The sequence below is a fragment of the Methanosarcina baltica genome (genome assembly GCF_055394095.1).
On record NZ_AP042463.1, the window covers coordinates 134,109 to 152,198 of the forward strand.

Sequence of the window (18,090 nt, forward strand, 5' to 3'; positions counted from 1 at the left end):
AAAAGAGTGGGGGGACTAGATACGGGAAAATGGGTAATTTCCCTGGAAGAACTCGGAAGTAAACGGAGCCGGGAAAGTAAAAGGGAAGGAGTCGGAAACAGGGGTTGCGGGGGAAAAGCCGTAGCTCTCGGGCTTATGCTCGGGGCCGGGCTGAAGGTGCCGTCCGGGCTCTGCGTGAGCACTGCGGTTTATGAGGAGTACGTGGAAAAAACCGGACTTCAGGGCCGGATACTGCTTGATCTTTCTCGAAAACCCCTGGAGGAGATGCGCTGGGAAGAGTTATGGGACCTCTCGGAAAAGCTCAAAAATATGTTTTCCCGCACACCTCTTCCTCTGGTTCTGGAAAGGGAGCTTGGGGAAGAACTTGAAAAAAGATTTGATGGCCGGCCGGTTGCGGTCAGGTCGTCGGCTCCGGGAGAAGACAGCGCAAAGACCTCTTTTGCGGGGGTGCACGAGTCTTACGTCAATATTCGGGGCCTATCCGAGACCCTCCGACACCTGCGCCTGGTCTGGGCTTCCCTCTGGTCGGATACGGCCCTCCTCTACCGGAAAGAAATGGGGCTTGATGTCTTTGAAAGCTCAATGGCCGTCCTGGTCCAGGAAATCATCGAGGGACGGGCCTCTGGTGTGGTTTTTGGAATGAATCCCGAAAACGAGTCCGAAGCTGTGGTCGAGGCGGTCTACGGGCTGAATAAGGGGCTTGTGGACGGTGCGGTGGAGCCGGACCGCTGGATCCTTGGAAGGGATTCGGGGGCCGTAAAGAACCACAGGCCCGCGGCCAGGGAAAAAGCGGTCTTTGGAAGCCGGACCGGGACGGAAATACGGCCTCTTCCTCTCGAAATGAAAAAAAGGCCACCCATTTCCCAAAAGGAGGTTCGGGAGGTCTATTCCCTTGTCCGGGAAGCGGAAAAACTTTTTCATGCTCCCCAGGACGTGGAATGGACTTTCCGGGACGGGGATCTCTACGCCCTCCAGTCGAGACCGATTACCACCCTGAGGGGTCAGGACAGGGACGAAAAACGGCTCTGGTACCTGAGCCTCCGACGGAGTTTCGAAAACCTGCAGGAACTCCGGAAAACCATTGAGGACAGGCATATCCCGGCCCTTCAGGCCGAGGCGAAAGAGCTGGAAAAGTCGGACCTATCGAGACTTTTGGACCCGGAACTTGCGGAAGAAATCGAACGAAGGGGGGCTGTTTACCGGAAGTGGCACGACATTTACTGGGACGAGTTTATTCCCTTTGCCCACGGGGCCAGGCTTTTTGGGCAGGTCTATAATGAAAAGGTAAACCCCGGGGACCCTTATGAATTCCTGGACCTCCTCTCCGGCACGGAAATGCTGAGCCTGGAACGCAACCGGAAACTTGAGAGTCTGGCAACCAGCCTGAGAGAATCAAGGGACCTTCGATCAATGCTGCAAAGAGAAGGACGGGAGCAGGAAGGCCGCGTAGATTATGGCGAGGGTCAGGAAGGTCGGGAAGCCAGGGAATATCAGGACGGTCGGGAAGGTCGGGAAGGTCGGGAAGGTCAGGAATCTCCAGAGAGCCAGAAATACCAGGGATTTATACGTGAGGTGGACGCCTTCCTTTCAAAGTTCGGGGGCAGCTATTCGGAAAGTCCCCGGGCGAGGGCCGGGCTTTTCAAACTGCTCCTTGAAATGGCTTCTGTCTCCCCCTCCCCGGTTCAGGCTGCCGATATGAAAAAAGCTCCTGAAAGAATCAAAAGGCTCAAAGAAAATTATATTTCCGGCTTTGATCCCGGGCAAAGCCAGTTTGCTGCCGACCTTTTGGCCCTCGGGCGGGCAAGCTACCGTCTCCGGGACGACGATAATATCCATCTGGGAAAAATCGAGGCCGAAGTCCAGCGGGCCCTTCTGGAAGGGAGAGGCAGGCTCCTGAAAAGGGGAGTTAAAGCAGTCAAAATTCCGGAAATCGAAATGGTTCCGGACTTTGAATTTATTAAGGATATGGCAAAATCCCTCAGAAACTGCCAGTCGGCATGGGCAGGGGTTTTTTCTCCGGGTCCCGATATGAAAGAAGGGACAGCTGTCAGCCAGCCAGCCGTCAGCCCCAGGCAATTGCCCGGGAACCCCTCAGGGCCCGGGAGTGCGGAGGGCTATGCCAGGGTAATTTTAAAAGAAGGCGACCTATTCGAGTTCAGGGCAGGAGAAGTCCTTGTCTGCGACGCCGTTGACCCCAACATGACCTTTGTCGTCCCCCTCTGTGCCGCGATCGTGGAGCGGAGGGGAGGGGTGCTTATCCACGGGGCGATTATAGCAAGGGAGTACGGCATTCCCTGTGTAACCGGAGTCTCGGAAGCGGCCCGGCTTATAAACAACGGGGATTACCTTGCCGTGGACGGCTACCTTGGAATCGTTACTATCCTTAAAAGGCGGGAATGATTCATGGAAAAGTACACAAATCTATTTGAAAGAATAACGCCTAGAAAAGAACGACAATGGGAACTGAAATACTTGAACTACCCAGAGAAAAACTGAGCACACTATTAAATGGGTTTTTCCGAAAAATAGACTACGTGGAGCTTGCATACCTCTTCGGCTCCCATGCGAAAAGAAAGACAGGCCCACTCAGCGACATCGATATCGGGGTATATCTCTCCGGAAATCTCAACAAAAAAGAACGTTTCGAAAAAAGGCTCGAATTAATTGCTTCCCTCTGCACTCTGCTGCAAAGCAACAAAGTTGACCTGGTGGTCATGAACGACGCCACACCAGTCCTTAATTTTGAAATCATTGAACCTAACTGCCCTGTTTTTGAGAGGGATCATGCAGTAAAAATCAAAGTGGAGCCTTATATTATGTCAAGGTATTATGACCGAAAGTACCATGAAGACTTTTTGAACAGGGAATTTGTAAAACGGTTTAAAGAAAAAGGATTTTCCTGAAGTCAATTACCCCCCGAGCTAAAGACTTGAGGGTTTCATGCAGAGGTTTTATGAAAAGTTCAGATGCAATTTTCAGAAAATTAAGTTTCATGAAAAGGTGCGTGGATTATCTAAAATCCCTGGACCCCAAAACCCTGGACCTGGAATACGACTACGAAAAACGAAGCGCAGTCGAGAGAAATTTCCAGCTCGCAATTGAGGGCGCTATTGACATCGGAGAAATCATCATCTCGGAAGAGGGATTTGAAAGGCCCGCAGACTACAGGAGCATTTTCCTTATCCTGGGAAAACATTCAATCCTCCCGAAAGCTTTTGCAGAGAAATTCGCACCTGCCGCCGGGTTCAGAAACGTTCTCGTCCACATGTACGATGAAGTAGACCTCGAAATTCTGGAAGAATTCCTGACCGAGAAATTGGGGGATTTTGAGGAATTTGCGAGGTATGTGCTGGAATATGTTGAGAAGAAAGAAAGAAAGAAAGAAAGAGATGATATTTTTCCGGACCCCCTTTGAAATAGATTGTATAAGCTGTCATGGCTCCTGGTTTTACAACCTTCTTTTCATCTTTTCAAAACTAATGGTTTTCTCACTACGTCTTTCCGCAACGATAGCAAGATCATGCAGATCTTCCACTATTTTTTTATATTTATTAAGGGGAAGAATAACCGCTACCCTCTACCCGTTTTCATCAACAACATATTGTCTATTCTAACCCTTCACATGACCACCTTTTTGAGGAACTTGCATAGCCCAGGCAGGCCTGAATATCTTCATGAGTCAAACCGGGATAGTTTCGCAGGATCTCGTCTTCAGGCCATCCATGAGCCAGCAGGCCTGTAATGAGTTCAACTTCAAGACGTGTGCCTTTGATTATTGGCTTGCCTGCAAAAACCGTAGGGTCAATGATGATACGCTCTCGCCAGGTCATAAGCTTCCACCTTATTAGAATAGTGGTTGTAAGGTATTTTAGGGTTGAGGTTATGCGGTTTGGAGAGGGACGCAGGCAATCCGAAAAAAGGAAAACAGGCAGACTTCAAAAGAGGCCCGGCAAAAATCCTTCGGCCCAGGGAAATTGAAGCAGGGGCCAGAAAAACAAAGGGGAACCACAGAAGGAATTATACTCATACAGATGGTGTTTGGTGTGGATATTCAAACCACGGAACACACGGAACACACGGAAAGACACAGAAAATTTTCCAAAATAAGGTTTATAATCCGCTTGAGTTCGCGCAGCGAGCGAAACGGATCCCGTGCTCCCGAAGCGGAACTCGGGCGACGGAAGGACACGGAAACCGGCCTTCGGCCGGTGAGTACACCGGGACTTAAAATAATCGATTAAAAATTCATTGTGAACAAAACATCAGAACAACCATAATTACCGTCTTCCTGCCGTTTTTTTCCGTGTGTTCCGTGTGTTCCGTGGTTTGAATGCACACACAAAACACCTCCACAAACAAAAACATAGCAAGAATTAAACAGAGAACTGTCATCAGCAAAATTCGGAATTTTTGCATCAAAATATAAGGAATAATCCAATACAATTCGGATTTATAATCCTGTATGAGTATATATACATATATATATCAATAATTATAGATAGTTATTTATATGTATATGAAATTTGAGGGGCCAGATACGGTAAGGAGGGTTGAATAATAGTTTCTCTAAGTTCAATAAAAATTGACCATGTAAAGGTATTCAAAAAAGTCATTCATTTTGTCACCACCTTCATCCTTTACGTCCTGGTGCTGGCCCTTCTTCTGGGAATGGTACAGACCGTGCTGGAGCTGCGTTTCATCGTCTTCGAGTCCGTTGAGAGCGGGTTCAGGCATATAGTGGCCAGCGTGCTTACGATTTTTATCGTCATAGATCTCTTCAAGACTTTCGTTGACTTCCACGAACACGACCGCATCAAACTCACGAACGTAACTGACGCCACGATTTTAATAATCATGCGGGAACTCGCCCTGGGCCTCTACGCCAAGGAGTTCGGGTATGAATTTATTCTGAGTCTCTCGGTTCTCCTGCTCGTGCTGGGTATAATCCGGGTACTTGCGGTCAAATATTCACCCGATGAGGCTCATGAACCTTATTCCTGCTGCACAGATTAGTCAACTACCCACCACTAAAGAAGCTATCCGACAATTCAATTTCAAGGCAAAAACAGGTAAAAGAAGGCATATAAAGCCTTTAAATCGGAAAAAAAGGATTTTGGATATTGCTGACAGAAATTGTCGGACAGCTTGTGAAGGACGGGGTATTCGTGACCCTCCGCACTCCCAAAGTAATAAAGAAGGAAAAAAAATTACACATGGCATTAGTCACAAATATTTCAAGGTGTTGAATCGAGTGATAGATATGAATATTCGGTGGAACATCTGAAGTGGACGACATTCCTCTCATGACTGAAGTCACGGGCATCCTGCCTGATTTATCGTGAAATTATTATTACTTCTTTATTTTTATTTTTTGAAAACATCTGTCATTATTGTTTATTTTCAAATACATTTATATCTCAGATCTATTATTCATGCTGCATCATGCCCCAAACATTTAAAGAAAATAATAGCTCATCCACAGCAATCATAACAGCCTGTATCCTCTTTGGAACGGCTGGGGTCTTCATAAAAGGAATAAAAGAGATGGAAATTGGCTCGATACTATTTTACAGGCTTTTTTTCGGGCTTTCAGGCATTTTAATCTATCTTGCCGTTATAGGGAAGCTTCAAAATCTGTCCCTTCATAAGAATAAGAAATACCTTGTATTGCTAGGAGTCCTGAATACCATAACTGTTTTTTCTTATTATAATTCAATCAAGCTTACAAGCATCCCCGTAGCTGTGCTTCTCCTCTATACGGCTCCTATATACGTAACCCTTCTCTCCCCTATTTTCTTAAAAGAGAAGGTGACTTTAAAAAGCCTTGTTGCCCTTACTCTCTGTTTCTCAGGAATAGTGCTTGTGGTAGACCCGAGCAGCCTTGCCACAATCGGAGACCTGTCTTCTTCCGGGAAAAGTGCTTATCTCTCGGGCCTTTTCTTCGGGCTACTCTCCGGGCTTACCTACGGCTTTTCAATCATAACAGTGAGCTATCTTAAAGAGGACTATTCCGGAATTTCCCAGACATTCTGGTCAACGGTGGTAAGCCTCCTGCTCCTGCTGCCCTTCGGGCTTTCGGTGCCAGCCTCGATCCTGATTGAAAACCTGAGTATACTGATCCCCTTCGGGCTCCTTGGAACGACGGTAGGCGCTCTCCTATACTTTTGCGGAATGGCCTGTATAAAAGCCCAGAAAGCTTCGGTGCTTTCCCTCCTTGAGCCTGTGAGCAGCATATTTTTCAGCTGCACCTTCCTTGGAGAAACCCTCTATACAAGCACCATAGAAGGCTGTGCCTTAATCCTCTTCGGGGCCCTGCTCGTAAACTTTAAGCTCCCTTTCAACCTGGAAAAAAGCTTCGGATCAGACTTCATTTCCTCTTTCGGGAGCTTTACGCAAATTCTCAGACCGCGCCTGCCTCCGGGGATAGGGAAATTCTGAATTATTCAGTTTTCCCGCCTTCCCCTTAATTTTCTTTTTCCACCCGCTGCCTGTGCAGGGCCATCTCAATGTTGCTCTTCAGGTCCTCTTCCTTGAAAGGTTTTGAGATATAGCCTGCAGGTTCTGTTAACTTGGCCCGTTCAAGTGTTTCACTGTCTGTGTAAGCGGTAAGATATATTACAGGAGTTCCCAAACGTTTTTTTATTTCACTTGCGGCCTGAATCCCGTCGATGTCACCTTTCAACATGATGTCCATCAAAACAAGGTCCGCACGTGTAAGTTCTGCTTTCCGTATGGCTTCTTCTCCAGTAGCTGCCGTACTTGGGACGGTATACCCCAGATTTCTCAGCTTGTTTCTGATATTCAGAGCCACGATGTTCTGGTCTTCAACCACCAGAATTTTTGCTTTTTCCATTTACTTCCCCCATTTTGATTGTTATTCTGCTTTTTCAGCTATTTGAGTTAATTTTGATAAGTTCTTTAATTATTTTAAATTTGCTATATTTGCTAAATTCGTTTCCATGCCTTCATACCTCATCCAGGAAACCGATCCTGAACTCTGTTTTCCCGCCTCCATAGACTTCGATATTACCGTCAATTTGTTCTACGAGGGCATTTACGAGCTGCAGTCCAAGGGAATCAGTATTCCTGAAATCAACGTTTTCCGGAAAACCTAACCCGTTATCCGAAATGACCAGTATATATTGATTTTTTCTATCACTATTTCTATTTTCACTAATATTACTTCTCATATTATTTATTATTTTATTCTCATAATTTTCCACTTGATGGAGTTTGATATGGATTTCCCCACCCTGTCCTTCCGAGAAGGCGTGTTTCAGGGAATTTGAGACCAGTTCATTAACAACTATTCCAAGAGGGATTGCCGTGTCCATCTTCAGGAAAACGTCTTCTAAACTCAGCTTTAAGAGGACTTCCTTCTCTCCCACTTTATAGCACCTCAGGAGGTCCGCTGTCAATTTCCTGAGATATGCTGCAAAATCAATGTTTTCCATATCCCTTGACTTATAAAGCTCTTCATGGATTATTGACATGGAAATCACCCGGTTCTGGCTTTCCCTGAAAGCCTCGACAACCACCGGATCTTTAAACTTATCGGATTCCAGTTCCAGCAGGCTTGATATAACCTGAAGGTTGTTTTTGATCCTGTGGTGGATTTCTTTTTTGCGGATTTCCTGAATTTTTGCAAGGTTCTCCTCGATTTCCTTTTTCTCGGTGATGTCGTAAATCGCACCCTGCAACATTCTTTTTTCTCCATGCCCCGCCGAAACGTTCTGAATTGCCTCGTGGACCCACCTGAGTTCCCCGTCTTTTTTTCTTATCCTGTAATCGTGCTCAATAAAGGTATCCTGTATCAATCTTAATTTTTCTGCATTTTTTAGAATAACGGGCATGTCTTCCGGCTCTATAAGCTGAACCCAACGCATATTTCCGGAAAGGAATTCTTCTTCCCGATAACCCGTAATTTCTTCCAGAGCCCCGTGAATGAAAATTGGCGTAAAATCCATTTCCCCCTGGTAAGCGATTCCTTTGAAATTTTCAATAAAAGACCGGTAGCGCCTCTCACTTACTCGTAATTTTTCTGCGGCAAGTTTAATCGCGCTGATATCTTTTATTACCCCCAGAGCTTTGAGTATCTTTCCTTTTTCATCCCTCGTATAAATCCCGCTATCTTCTACATAGAAATAGCTCCCGTCTTTCCTTCTGAACCTGTATTCCACCCGGAACCTATCAGCGTCCTTCCAGAGTTTTTTGAATTCCTCTCTTGCCCTTTCCCGGTCTTCGGGATGGATCTGGGTTATCCATTCATGCCCTATTGAGTTCTCAAATTCTTCCACGCTGTAGCCGGTAAGTTCCGTGATGGCCCCTGACCACTTAACCACAGCATTCTCAAGGTCATGTTCAAACACTATCTGGCCTGTCTGTTCTGCGGCAACTCTGAACCTTTCTTCACTTTCTTCCAGTTTTGCCTGGGTCAGTTTTCGTCCCGTGATATTTGTTATTACCCCGAGCAACCGAGAAATCTCCCCATTTTCACCTTTAAGGAAAACCCCGCTGTCTTCCCCATAGAAATAGCTCCCGTCTTTCCTTTGAATTCTGTATTCCCCATGATAATGGGAACCCGTTTTCCTGGCTTCAACATGTATTTCCCGGGCCTTGTCCCGGTCTTCCGGGTGGACGTGCTCTATCCAGGTGGACGCATTGAGGTCCTGTAAGGCTTCGGGCCCGTATCCCGTAAGGGCTTTGATGGCTCCTACCAGCTCAACCTTTCTTGTTTCAACATTGCAGTCATACACAACCTGGCCTGTCTGCTCTGCGGTGATTCTGAACCTTTCCTCACTTTCTTCCAGTTGCTTCTGGACCAGTTTTCTTTCCGTGATGTCCTTTATTACCCCTAAGATTTTATACACACAATCCTTTTCATCTTTCAGAAAAGTTGCACTGTCCTCTATATAGTAATAGCTCCCGTCTTTTCTCCGGAACCTGTACTCTTCATGTAAGTTATCTCCTGTCTTCATGGACCTTTTAAGTGCAACCCTTACACGTCTTCGGTCTTCCGGGTGAACGTGCTCCAGCCTTGTGGGTACATCGAATTCCTGTAATTCCTCTACTCTATATCCTGTAATTTCTTTTACCGCACCTTCCCAGTAAATATACCCTGTACTGCTGTCTCTATCATATACGATCTGGCCTGTATGACCGACGGCAATCCTGAACCTTTCCTCACTTTCTTTCAGTTTCTCCTGGGCCAGTTTTCTTTCCGTGATGTCCTTTATCACGCCCTGCAGCCGGAAAACCCGGCCCTTTTCATCTTTGAGATAAATCCCGCGGTCTTCCGCGTAAAAATAGCTTCCGTCTTTTCTCCGGAACCTGTATTCTTCATGATACTGGGAACCCGTTTCCAGGGCTTCATAATGGGTCCCCAGAGCCCGATTCCTGTCTTCCGGATGGATGTGCTCTGCCCATCCGGTAAAATCGACAGCCTGTAATTCCTCGAAACCGTAGCCAGTAACGGCTTCGATTGCCCCTGCCCACTCAATCTTCCCAGTTACAATATCGTAGTCATATAAGACCTGGCCTGTCTGTTCCACTACCAGCCTGTACTTTTCTTCACTTCTCTTTATTATTTCCTGGCTCAATTTTCTTTCCGTGATGTCCTTTATCACTCCGAGGGCCCTGGACACGGAGCCCTTTTCGTCTTTTAGATAAACCGAGCTGTATTCCACGTAAATATAAGTCCCGTCCTTTCTTTTGAACCTGAACTCTTCATTGAGTTTTTCCCCGGTCTCAAGGGACCTGTTAATCGCTTTTGCTAGCTCTTCTTTATCTTCGGGATGGATCTGCTCTACCCAGGAATCTCCGTCGAGTTTTTGGAACTCCTCAAGCCCGTAGCCGGTAATTTTCTCAATAGCCCCTGCCCATTCAATCTTTTTGGCCACAAGGTCCGAATCAAAAACCAGCCGCTCTGTCTGCTCTAAAATGATGCGGCAACTCTCTTTACTCCTTCGAAGAAGTTCCTCAGCCAGCTTGCGTTCACTGATGTCCAGCATCACCCCTACGACCCCGGCCACTTCTCCGGAATCCCCACTGTACGCAGCTTTGCTGAAAAGGAAATTCCGTTTTATACCGTCGGTGCACATAACTTCAGTTTCGGGATACTGGCTTCCTCCTTCCAGAATAAGTTCCCGGTCATGGTCCATGTATATGCTAGCAAGTTCTTCAGGTATTGTTTTCTGGAAATCCAGAATCGAACTCCCGGTTACTTCTTCTTTCGAAAGCCCCATGATCTGGCTGGCAAACTTCTCGTTGCAGTTTATGTAGTTCCCGTATCTGTCCCTGTGAAAGATCGGACTCGGGATGTTGTCAAGCAGAGTTTCAAGAAACATCAAATTATTTTTAAGGTCTTTTTCGACCTGCCGGAGTTCGGTCACGTCCAGCATCACAGCTACCATGGAGGAAGCTTCTTCTTTTTCGGCTCTGAACGCGGCCCTGCTGACCAGAAAATCCCTCCTGGTCCCATCAGCACATAAAAATTCGGTTTCAAAGGAATCTTTGCTTCCTTTGTTCAGGAGGGCCTGCTCCTGCCTATGGTAAATTTCTGCTTTTTCTGCCAGTATTTCTCTTATTCGCTGTAATTCAGGCAGGGTTTTTCCCAGGATCTCGGCTGTAGGCAGACCAATTACCTGTTTTGCAAAGGGCTCATTGCAACCCAGGTACCTCAGGTTTTTATCCTTGTAAAGGACAGGGGCCGGTATGGTATCAAGGAGTGTTTCAAGAAAAAGTATGGTGTTTTGAAGCTTGTTTACCTCATGCCCCGGCAATGCCTCATGTGCTTGCTCCCTGTTAGCCCCCGCAGAACTTCTTTTTTCAAGCAGATTCTCCAGGTCCTCACAGCGTTTTCTCAGTTTATCTACCTCAAGGACTCTCTCCGTGATGTCAAAACCGTAAAGGTTCACACAGGCCTCTTCCGGGAAAGGTTGAAAACAGAATGAATATGTCTTTTCCCCTGCGTTCAATTCAAGCTCTTCAGGGCTTTTTTCCAGAAGAGCTTTTCGTACAACATCCCCTATATTCAGAGGTAGTTTATCTCCTTTACGGACTTCCCACATTTCCAGAAGAGGAGAAGCTGCGCTGTTTGCGCAGATAATTGTCCCGTTTTTTCCTGCCCTGAGTACGGGGTTTGGGTTTTTTGAGAAAGTTCCCATCAGGTTTATTTCCTCTTTCCTGTTCCGGGGTTTTTCCTTTCCTCAGTCCACTCACTGCACCATTTTTGAGAATCTACTGGAAAAGAAACCGGCTTGAAGCCTGACAGACTATATTACTGTACGATCTTAATTTCGGTGTATTATTATTTCAGGCCGCAAATCTTTAGGTGTTTTTTTAACATAATGGTTTTAATATTTAATAAGTGTGTACGTCCAAAGAATATTAATAGTTATTTAAAAAACATCTGATTTAAGAGAAATGTGGAAAATGGGAGTGAATCCCTCCACCCTCAAAAACCGGGCCCTCAGGTGAAGGTTTTAGGAAGGGATAATTGAATGCACATTTTCTTCAAAATTAAGCCTGAATTTTGTCCCTAAACCCCTTTCAAGCTCAATTGTCCCCTCTATTTGATCTACAAGGGTGTTTACAAGCTGCAAGCCGAGGGAATCCATATCCCTGAAATCAAATTCTTCCGGAAAACCGACCCCGTTATCTGAAACGACAAGGGTAAAAAGAGAATTTACGTTTTCGCAAATCTCAGACCCGTAAAGTTTTATATAGATATTTCCTTTCCCTTCGGGGAAGGCGTGTTTCAGAGAATTGGAAAACAGTTCGTTGATAATGATACCAAGGGGAATTGCAGTATCCATCCCGAAATACACCTCTTCTATATCCAGTTGCAGGCTGATCTCTTCACTGCCGGATGTGTACGAGGCAAGAAGTTCGGCAGTCAATTTTCGGAGGTAGGCCGCAAAATCAAGGGTTTCCACATCCCTGCTCCCGTGCAGGGACTCATGGATGAGGGACATTGAGATAACGCGGTTCTGGCTTTCCCTGAAAGCTTCCAGAACCTCCTCGTCCCTGAACTTCTCGGCCTGCAATTCCAGCAGGCTGGATATGACCTGGAGGTTGTTTTTGATCCGGTGATGGATTTCTCTTTTCCGAACCCCCTGGACCTTTTCAAGAATCTCTTCGGCTTCTTTTCTTTCCGTTATGTCGTAAATCGAACCCTGCAAAAGGACAGGCTTTCCGGAAGCATCACAGACGTTCTGGATAAGCTCATGGGCCCAGCGCACTTTCCCGTCTTTGTGCTTGATCCTGTACTCCCGCTCAATGAGAACCTTCGGGTCCGACCTGAGAGCCTCGGAGGACTCCATGATCAGGGGCATGTCTTCGGGAAATATCATTCTGTCCCAGAGAAGTCTGCCGGACGTAAATTCTTCGGCCTCGTAGCCCGTGATTTCCTTTACGGCCCCATGCATAAAGACGGCCCTGAAATCCATATTCCCCTGATAGGCAATGCCCTTGAAGTTCTCCATGAAGGAACGGAAACGCTCCTCGCTTTTTTCCAATTTTTCCCGGGACAGTTTCTGTTCCGTGATGTCTTTTATGACACCAAGCAACCTGTAGATATCGCCTTTTTCATTCCTGAGGTATTTCCCGGAATCTTCCGCGTAAAAATAGCTGCCGTCTTTTCTTCGGAGTCTGTATTCCTCGTGGTATACGTCATCGTTATGGTAGTGGGCGCATACAGCCGTTTTCCGGTCCTCCGGGTGGATATGATCGCTCCATTGATCGATGTTGAATATCTGGTATTCTTCAACACGGTATCCCGTAAGTTTTTCAATGGCTCCCGCCCAGTCGTTTGTCCCGGTCAGCATGTCGTGGTCATAGATGAGCTGCCCGGTCTGTTCTGCGGCCAGACGGTACCTTTCTTCACTTTCCCGGAGAATTTTTTCAGCTATTTTCCTGTTGGAAATGTCCTGCATCACACTTACAATTCCCAGAGAGTTTCCGTCGATATCCGAATACAGGGCTTTGGTGTAAAGAAAGTCCCTGATTTCCCCTCTTTTCGAACATTTTGCTTTTGCTTCAAAGCACAGAGGCTCTCCCTCTCTCATCACTTTACGGTCAGATTTTTCATAAACAACCGTAAGTTCTTCAGGAATCTCTTCCTTCAGATCATACATGGTCTTCCCGATTACTTTTTCTTTCGAGAGCCCCAGCAGTTCCCCGGCAAACATCTCATTGCAGCTCAGGTAAGTTCCTTTCATGTCCTTGTAAAATATGGGAATAGGGATGGCATCAAGAAATATTTCCTGGAAGTGAAGGTTTTCCAGGAGGGCTTTTTCCACATGTTTAAGTTCGCTTATGTCAAGCAGTACCCCCGCAAGGAGGGCTACATTTCCGATTTTGTCCCTGAAAACGACCCTGCTTGCCAGAAAGTTTCTGTTCAGGCCGTCTGAGCATAAAAGTTCGGTTTCATAAACATGCTTTCCCCCTTTTCTCAGGAGTTCCATGTCCAGCATCTGGTACCCCCTGGCGACAGCGGGAGGCATTTTTGTTTCCACTTCGTTCAGGAGTTTGCCTATAAGCTCTTTTTCTTCTAACCCCATTATCAGGCTTTCAAAAAGTTTGTTGCAGCCCAGATACTTTCCCTCTCCGTCCTTGTAATATACGGGGGCAGGGATGGCATCCATCATTGTTTTCAGGAATCGGAGGTGGTTTCTAAGGGTCTTTTCAACCTTCTTGCGTTCATTGATTTCCCTCTGAAGGTTCTCATTTTTAAAAGAGATCTCCCTGGTCAGGCTTTTGAGCAGATTTTCCAGGCTGGTATGTTTTTCATTTTCTTCTTTTTCCGCCTGTTTCCGGTCGTTTATATCAAAGCCGTACAGGTCCACAACCTCATCTTCCAAAACGGGCTGGAATGTGACTGAATATACCTTTTCCCCTGCCTGCACTTCGAGCTGCTTTCCCCTTTCTTTCTCAAAAACATCTCTAATCAGGTTTCTGAGTTCAGGAGGGAGGGTTTCTCCTGCTGCGGTGCCCCAGCTCTCCAGCAGGGGCAGAGCTGCTTCGTTTGCAAAAATAATTATCCCGTCTTTTCCGGCCCTTATTATGGGATTCGGGTTTTTTGAAAAAAAGTGTTCCTGCTGTTTTCCTTCCATATCTGTTTCGTTCTGGGTTTTGCTGCCTGTTATGCCGGACACACTCCCGGGATTTTTCCCATTTATTATTTTTTCCGGGTTTTTGAAGGTTCCTGTAAATTTAATATTATAATAAGTAGTATTATAAAAAGAATAATAAGAATTCTTTATTTTGAAGTATTTAGTGACAACTATATTAAATTTTGCATGTTGCAGAAAATGTCCACAATCGAAATCCAGAACCTTCTTTGAATAATACTTCTTCTGCATTCATTTTATACAGAGGATTATATAAATTATACACCATCTATAATTATGGAATTGTGTCCTTTACTACTCATTATAATACAAAGGGGAGGAAATCGTGGGGTTACTGAAGCGAATGGAGACGGTTTTTAAGTCGAAGATGAACAAAATGCTCACAGGGATGGAAGACCCACGAGAGACTCTGGATTATTCTTACGAAAAGCAGCTCGAACTGCTCCAGAACGTGAAAATAGGTGTTTTCGAGGTTACAAGTTCCAAAAGGCGCCTCCAGCTCCAGCGGACAAAGCTTATGATGAGTATTGAGAAGCTTGAAAAACAGGCAAAGGAAGCGATAGGGGCTAACCGGGAAGACCTTGCGAGGCTTGCCCTTGAGCGAAAGGCTGCCTACCAGCAGCAGGTTGAGGGAATTGACGCGGAAATCCTTGAACTTGAAAAGCAGGAAGAAAAACTCATTATTTCCGAAAAGCGCCTTTCGACCAAGGTAGAGGTATTCAGGACCCGGGAAAGAGTCCATCAAGGCCCAGTACTCAGCAGCCGAAGCCCAGGTCCGGATCAATGAGTCCTTTTCCGGGATCAGTGAAGAAATGGCCGACGTGGGCCTGGCCCTTGAGAGAGCGGAGAATAATACGGATGATATGAAAGCCCGCTCGCAGGCTCTCGACGAATTAATGGAGGCAGGCACCCTCGAGGACATCACAAGCCGGGGCCAGGACAAAGTCGAGAGGGAGTTATCCAAAATCAGCATGGAGAGCAATATCGAATCCGAACTCGCAAAACTCAGAGCTAAAGCAGGAAAGGGGGAAGGCGAATGATCATCAGGATAATGGGAGAAGGGCAGTTCCGTATACCCGGAAAACTTTACGACGAACTGAACGAGATGGACAACCGGATCGTGAACTTTGTGGCGGAGGCCAGGGATGATGAATTCAGGCAGGAACTTTTAAAATTGACTGCAACGATCAGGACAAAAGGAAAGCCCCTCATGCCGGAAGAACTCCTGGAGTCCGACATCATTGTCTCCCCCGAGGACCTGAGCTTTGAGGAAGCAAAGGACGTATTTACAGGGTCCGGAATTTTTGAAGATTGATGTAATAGACTGTGCATGTACTCTGTTATGGATTTTACATAATATTCTTTTTTAATTTATTTATTAAAAGCCCTGCCTCCTCCGTTGGCCTTTAAGAGCCCGTTTTTTCCGAAAGCTTAAACTCAAAAACCTGCATCTGATGTAGTTTTCATTGATTTTTAAGCCAGGGCCGGAACTCAAATCAAATCATAAAAGTTTAAAAAAAAGATTAAATCAGATACAATAATTCGTAATGCATATATACTAAGGAATGGTAAAAATATAACTTCAAATTTTCAGTTTGAAAATTGCTCTATATAGTACAGGTTGTGTTTTTGTTAGTGGAGACATTTGGTGTGTGCATTCAAACCACGGAAATTCACGGAAAAGCACGGAAAAAGAATGCCGGGGGACGACTATAAAGGTTGCTCTGGCGTCTTGTCTACAATGGGTTTTGAATCGATTATTTAAAGGACCGGCGTACTCACCGGCCGAAGGCCGGTTGTCGGCTAAGTCAGAGGGATTACTCCCTCTTTCTCGCCTAAGAACCGTACGTGAAAGTCTCCCTTCATACGGCTCAAGCGTTTTCAAACCCTTTCTGTATCGGGCAGTAGTTAACCGTTAATGGCGTGGTATTGTCTATGGCAATATTTATGCACATAAGCCTGATTATATTTGCTGTTGTTTCCTCTCTTGGATTTTGGAATTAAGTGATGTAGATCTCTTTCTTCCAGTATGTCCAGATTCTGGTTACAGAAATAACATTTGCCTTTCTGTTTTGTCCAGATCTCCTTAAACTTTCCAGTTAGCTTACGGATCCCTTGTATGTACTTTCTTTTTTCGAAGTACTCAGGGTTAAGGAAGGGATTTTGATCCAGTTTTAAATAAGGTTGTCTAACTATCCCTGTGGACGAGAATAATTTCAGTTTGGTTGTTTCTGTTGAGAAAATCCATTTTCTATTTCCATCAGAATGCCAGTATTTTCTGGCTATCCAACCTTTAGATTTCTTTGGATGTCTTCTTTTGGCCCACTTCCAGAGTATGTTCCATACTCTGTTATCCAGTTTGCTAAACACCTTTTTTGCTACAACAGCCTGATGATAGTTAGACCATCCTGTTATAATCGGGTTTAGTTTGCTTATTAGAGCTTCCTGTGTCCAGGAATTTCCTTTCTTGACAATATCACTTATTTTGTTGGTGATATTATCGATGGATTTGTCGGAGGGTTTAATCAGAAGTTTCCCTTTGTATTTCCTGAAATTCCATCCAAGGAAGTCAAAACCATTATCTATATGCGTAACAAGAGTTTTTTCTTCGGATAATTCAAGACCTCTGCCTTTAATGAAATCTCGGATTATCTCCTTGATTTCTAAAGCCGTTTCCTTAGAGTTGGCCGTTACCACGAGATCATCGGCATAACGTACAAAGTTTACTTTGTGTTGACACCGGACTTTGTTGCTAAGTTTGCCTTTTTTGTTGGTATGATATCTATCGGCCAGTAAGTTTTGGATTCCATCAAGAACCAGGTTTGCCAATATGGGAGAAATAATTCCTCCTTGAGGTGTTCCTGCTTCGGTTGGATTCAGGTGTCGTTTAAATACAAAACCTGCTTTAAGGAACTGTTTAAGTACAAATTTATCCATGGGAATATTGTCAATTAGCCATTGGTGGCTGATGTGATCGAAACAGCCTTTGATATCTCCTTCCAAAATCCACTTTGCAGAATATCTATTACAAAGAGATATGAACAATTGTGAGCAAGCGTCTTGGGCACTTCGGAATATTCTGAAGCCAAAGGATGCTCTGTCTGCACATGTTTCTGCAATAGGGATTAAGGATAAAGCATAAAGAGCTTGCATAGCTCTATCATACATTGTGGGGATTCCTAAAGGTCGTTTCTTCTTTTTTCCCGGTTTTTCAATGAAAACTCTTTTTAATGGTTTTGCCTTGTATCTTTTATCTGTTAGACTTAGGGCAGCTTTCATCTTGGTTACTGGTGTTGTCCATTTTTCGCCGTCGATTCCTGCTGTTCTTTTACCTCTGTTCTGGGTAATTTTCCTTACAGCTAATAGTTTAGCATAGAAGGAGTGGTTTAACAGATACTGTAATCGTTTTACCAGATTCCATTTTCTTTTGATAACTGCTTTTGTAATCCTGGATTGTATTCTATTAACATGCTTCTCAATTTCCCGCCATTTGATGCGGTTCCATTGATTTCTAAGTATTCTGTCTGTGAGCTTCTCATCCTCAGATGTCGTTGAAATACTCACACTCATAGTTATACATCCGTTTTTACAAGAAAACACCTTCAGTAAGTCTGCATCCTTTAGGATTGAGGCAAAGTTTGAACCTCTATTCAATCCATTACAGATTGATATTCGCTTTTTACTGATTCCTATACCCTCTATGCCTTCGTACATCCTTGCGGATTTCCTACCCTTTAAGGGAACATATAGGGCTTACCAAGTTCTGTAGCATGAATAATTATGGATTCCTTAGGAGCCATCTATAAGCCGAGAACCGTTTGTCCATTCCCAGTAACGTCACGGAAGCCGTTGCTGTCTAGTTCTGTACCTTTTGGTTCAAGCGCAGTCCAGTTTCGCTTGTTGGAATTCACGACTCTTACAATGGTTCACTTTACGTTCTCCCTAGAACCCTTATCCT

The 18,090-nt window shown here is 45.1% G+C and carries 13 protein-coding genes; 8 read left to right on the forward strand and 5 right to left on the reverse strand.

What is annotated here, in order from left to right; genetic code table 11:
* Positions 1-6 precede the first annotated feature (6 nt).
* From ACZ5QV_RS00875 to hepT, 3 genes are read left to right on the forward strand one after another with little or no spacing between them, the layout of a single operon-like run.
* Entirely contained in the window at positions 7-2,400 is a 2,394-nt protein-coding gene (locus ACZ5QV_RS00875) for a PEP/pyruvate-binding domain-containing protein (protein WP_464600802.1), read from the forward strand.
* Positions 2,401-2,456: 56 nt separating this feature from the next.
* On the forward strand, positions 2,457-2,903 hold the full coding sequence (gene mntA / locus ACZ5QV_RS00880) for a type VII toxin-antitoxin system MntA family adenylyltransferase antitoxin (protein ID WP_464600803.1): 447 nt from the start codon (positions 2,457-2,459) through the stop codon (positions 2,901-2,903).
* A gap of 50 nt (positions 2,904-2,953) precedes the next feature.
* Positions 2,954-3,415 (forward strand): type VII toxin-antitoxin system HepT family RNase toxin, encoded by a 462-nt coding sequence (gene hepT, locus ACZ5QV_RS00885; RefSeq protein ID WP_464600804.1) that lies wholly within the window; start codon positions 2,954-2,956, stop codon positions 3,413-3,415.
* Between the two features lie 190 nt (positions 3,416-3,605).
* Here the strand turns inward: hepT and ACZ5QV_RS00890 are convergent, their stop codons facing one another.
* A complete protein-coding gene (locus ACZ5QV_RS00890; RefSeq protein ID WP_464600805.1) occupies positions 3,606-3,830 on the reverse strand; it encodes a DUF433 domain-containing protein in 225 nt (74 codons plus the stop codon).
* Between the two features lie 802 nt (positions 3,831-4,632).
* Here ACZ5QV_RS00890 and ACZ5QV_RS00895 point away from each other — a divergent pair.
* Complete coding sequence (locus ACZ5QV_RS00895) at positions 4,633-5,013, forward strand: phosphate-starvation-inducible PsiE family protein (protein ID WP_464602135.1); 381 nt, start codon at positions 4,633-4,635, stop codon at positions 5,011-5,013.
* Between the two features lie 429 nt (positions 5,014-5,442).
* Positions 5,443-6,438 carry a DMT family transporter gene (locus ACZ5QV_RS00900; RefSeq protein WP_464600806.1) on the forward strand — a complete coding sequence of 332 codons (996 nt, stop codon included), beginning with the start codon at positions 5,443-5,445 and terminating at the stop codon, positions 6,436-6,438.
* Positions 6,439-6,463: 25 nt separating this feature from the next.
* Here ACZ5QV_RS00900 and ACZ5QV_RS00905 read toward each other — a convergent pair whose 3' ends face one another.
* The 3 genes from ACZ5QV_RS00905 to ACZ5QV_RS00915 all read right to left on the reverse strand — a co-directional run bounded on the left by ACZ5QV_RS00905 (position 6,464) and on the right by ACZ5QV_RS00915 (position 14,156).
* On the reverse strand, positions 6,464-6,853 hold the full coding sequence (locus ACZ5QV_RS00905; protein WP_464600807.1) for a response regulator: 390 nt from the start codon (positions 6,851-6,853) through the stop codon (positions 6,464-6,466).
* A 112-nt stretch (positions 6,854-6,965) separates the two neighbouring features.
* The gene (locus ACZ5QV_RS00910; RefSeq protein ID WP_464600808.1) at positions 6,966-11,165 is read right to left on the reverse strand and encodes a PAS domain-containing protein; all 4,200 of its coding nucleotides are present in this window, start codon (positions 11,163-11,165) and stop codon (positions 6,966-6,968) included.
* 318 nt (positions 11,166-11,483) lie between these two features.
* On the reverse strand, positions 11,484-14,156 hold the full coding sequence (locus tag ACZ5QV_RS00915) for a PAS domain S-box protein (RefSeq protein ID WP_464600809.1): 2,673 nt from the start codon (positions 14,154-14,156) through the stop codon (positions 11,484-11,486).
* A gap of 352 nt (positions 14,157-14,508) precedes the next feature.
* On the opposite strand from ACZ5QV_RS00915, the gene ACZ5QV_RS00920 reads away from it, so the two are divergent.
* The 3 genes from ACZ5QV_RS00920 to pspAA are packed head-to-tail and all read left to right on the forward strand — an operon-like array spanning position 14,509 to position 15,447.
* Entirely contained in the window at positions 14,509-14,919 is a 411-nt protein-coding gene (locus ACZ5QV_RS00920) for a PspA/IM30 family protein (RefSeq protein ID WP_464600810.1), read from the forward strand.
* Positions 14,920-14,944: 25 nt separating this feature from the next.
* Complete coding sequence (locus ACZ5QV_RS00925; RefSeq protein ID WP_464600811.1) at positions 14,945-15,172, forward strand: PspA/IM30 family protein; 228 nt, start codon at positions 14,945-14,947, stop codon at positions 15,170-15,172.
* Positions 15,169-15,447: a PspA-associated protein PspAA gene (gene pspAA, locus ACZ5QV_RS00930; protein ID WP_464600812.1), complete on the forward strand. Its 279-nt coding sequence runs from the start codon at positions 15,169-15,171 to the stop codon at positions 15,445-15,447. The genes ACZ5QV_RS00925 and pspAA overlap by 4 nt, the downstream gene beginning before the upstream one ends.
* A 593-nt stretch (positions 15,448-16,040) precedes the next feature.
* Here pspAA and ltrA read toward each other — a convergent pair.
* Complete coding sequence (gene ltrA / locus ACZ5QV_RS00935) at positions 16,041-17,846, reverse strand: group II intron reverse transcriptase/maturase (protein WP_464600813.1); 1,806 nt, start codon at positions 17,844-17,846, stop codon at positions 16,041-16,043.
* Positions 17,847-18,090: the final 244 nt, after the last annotated feature.

What these genes read in the sequence shown, in the direction of transcription:
- ACZ5QV_RS00890 (WP_464600805.1), bottom strand. Translation starts at nt 3,830, where the DNA reads ATGACCTGGCGAGAGCGTATCATCATTGACCCTACGGTTTTTGCAGGC.
- mntA (WP_464600803.1), top strand. Translation starts at nt 2,457, where the DNA reads ATGGGAACTGAAATACTTGAACTACCCAGAGAAAAACTGAGCACACTA.
- ltrA (WP_464600813.1), bottom strand. Translation starts at nt 17,846, where the DNA reads ATGTACGAAGGCATAGAGGGTATAGGAATCAGTAAAAAGCGAATATCA.
- ACZ5QV_RS00900 (WP_464600806.1), top strand. Translation starts at nt 5,443, where the DNA reads ATGCCCCAAACATTTAAAGAAAATAATAGCTCATCCACAGCAATCATA.
- ACZ5QV_RS00910 (WP_464600808.1), bottom strand. Translation starts at nt 11,165, where the DNA reads ATGGGAACTTTCTCAAAAAACCCAAACCCCGTACTCAGGGCAGGAAAA.
- hepT (WP_464600804.1), top strand. Translation starts at nt 2,954, where the DNA reads ATGAAAAGTTCAGATGCAATTTTCAGAAAATTAAGTTTCATGAAAAGG.
- ACZ5QV_RS00905 (WP_464600807.1), bottom strand. Translation starts at nt 6,853, where the DNA reads ATGGAAAAAGCAAAAATTCTGGTGGTTGAAGACCAGAACATCGTGGCT.
- pspAA (WP_464600812.1), top strand. Translation starts at nt 15,169, where the DNA reads ATGATCATCAGGATAATGGGAGAAGGGCAGTTCCGTATACCCGGAAAA.
- ACZ5QV_RS00925 (WP_464600811.1), top strand. Translation starts at nt 14,945, where the DNA reads ATGGCCGACGTGGGCCTGGCCCTTGAGAGAGCGGAGAATAATACGGAT.
- ACZ5QV_RS00920 (WP_464600810.1), top strand. Translation starts at nt 14,509, where the DNA reads ATGCTCACAGGGATGGAAGACCCACGAGAGACTCTGGATTATTCTTAC.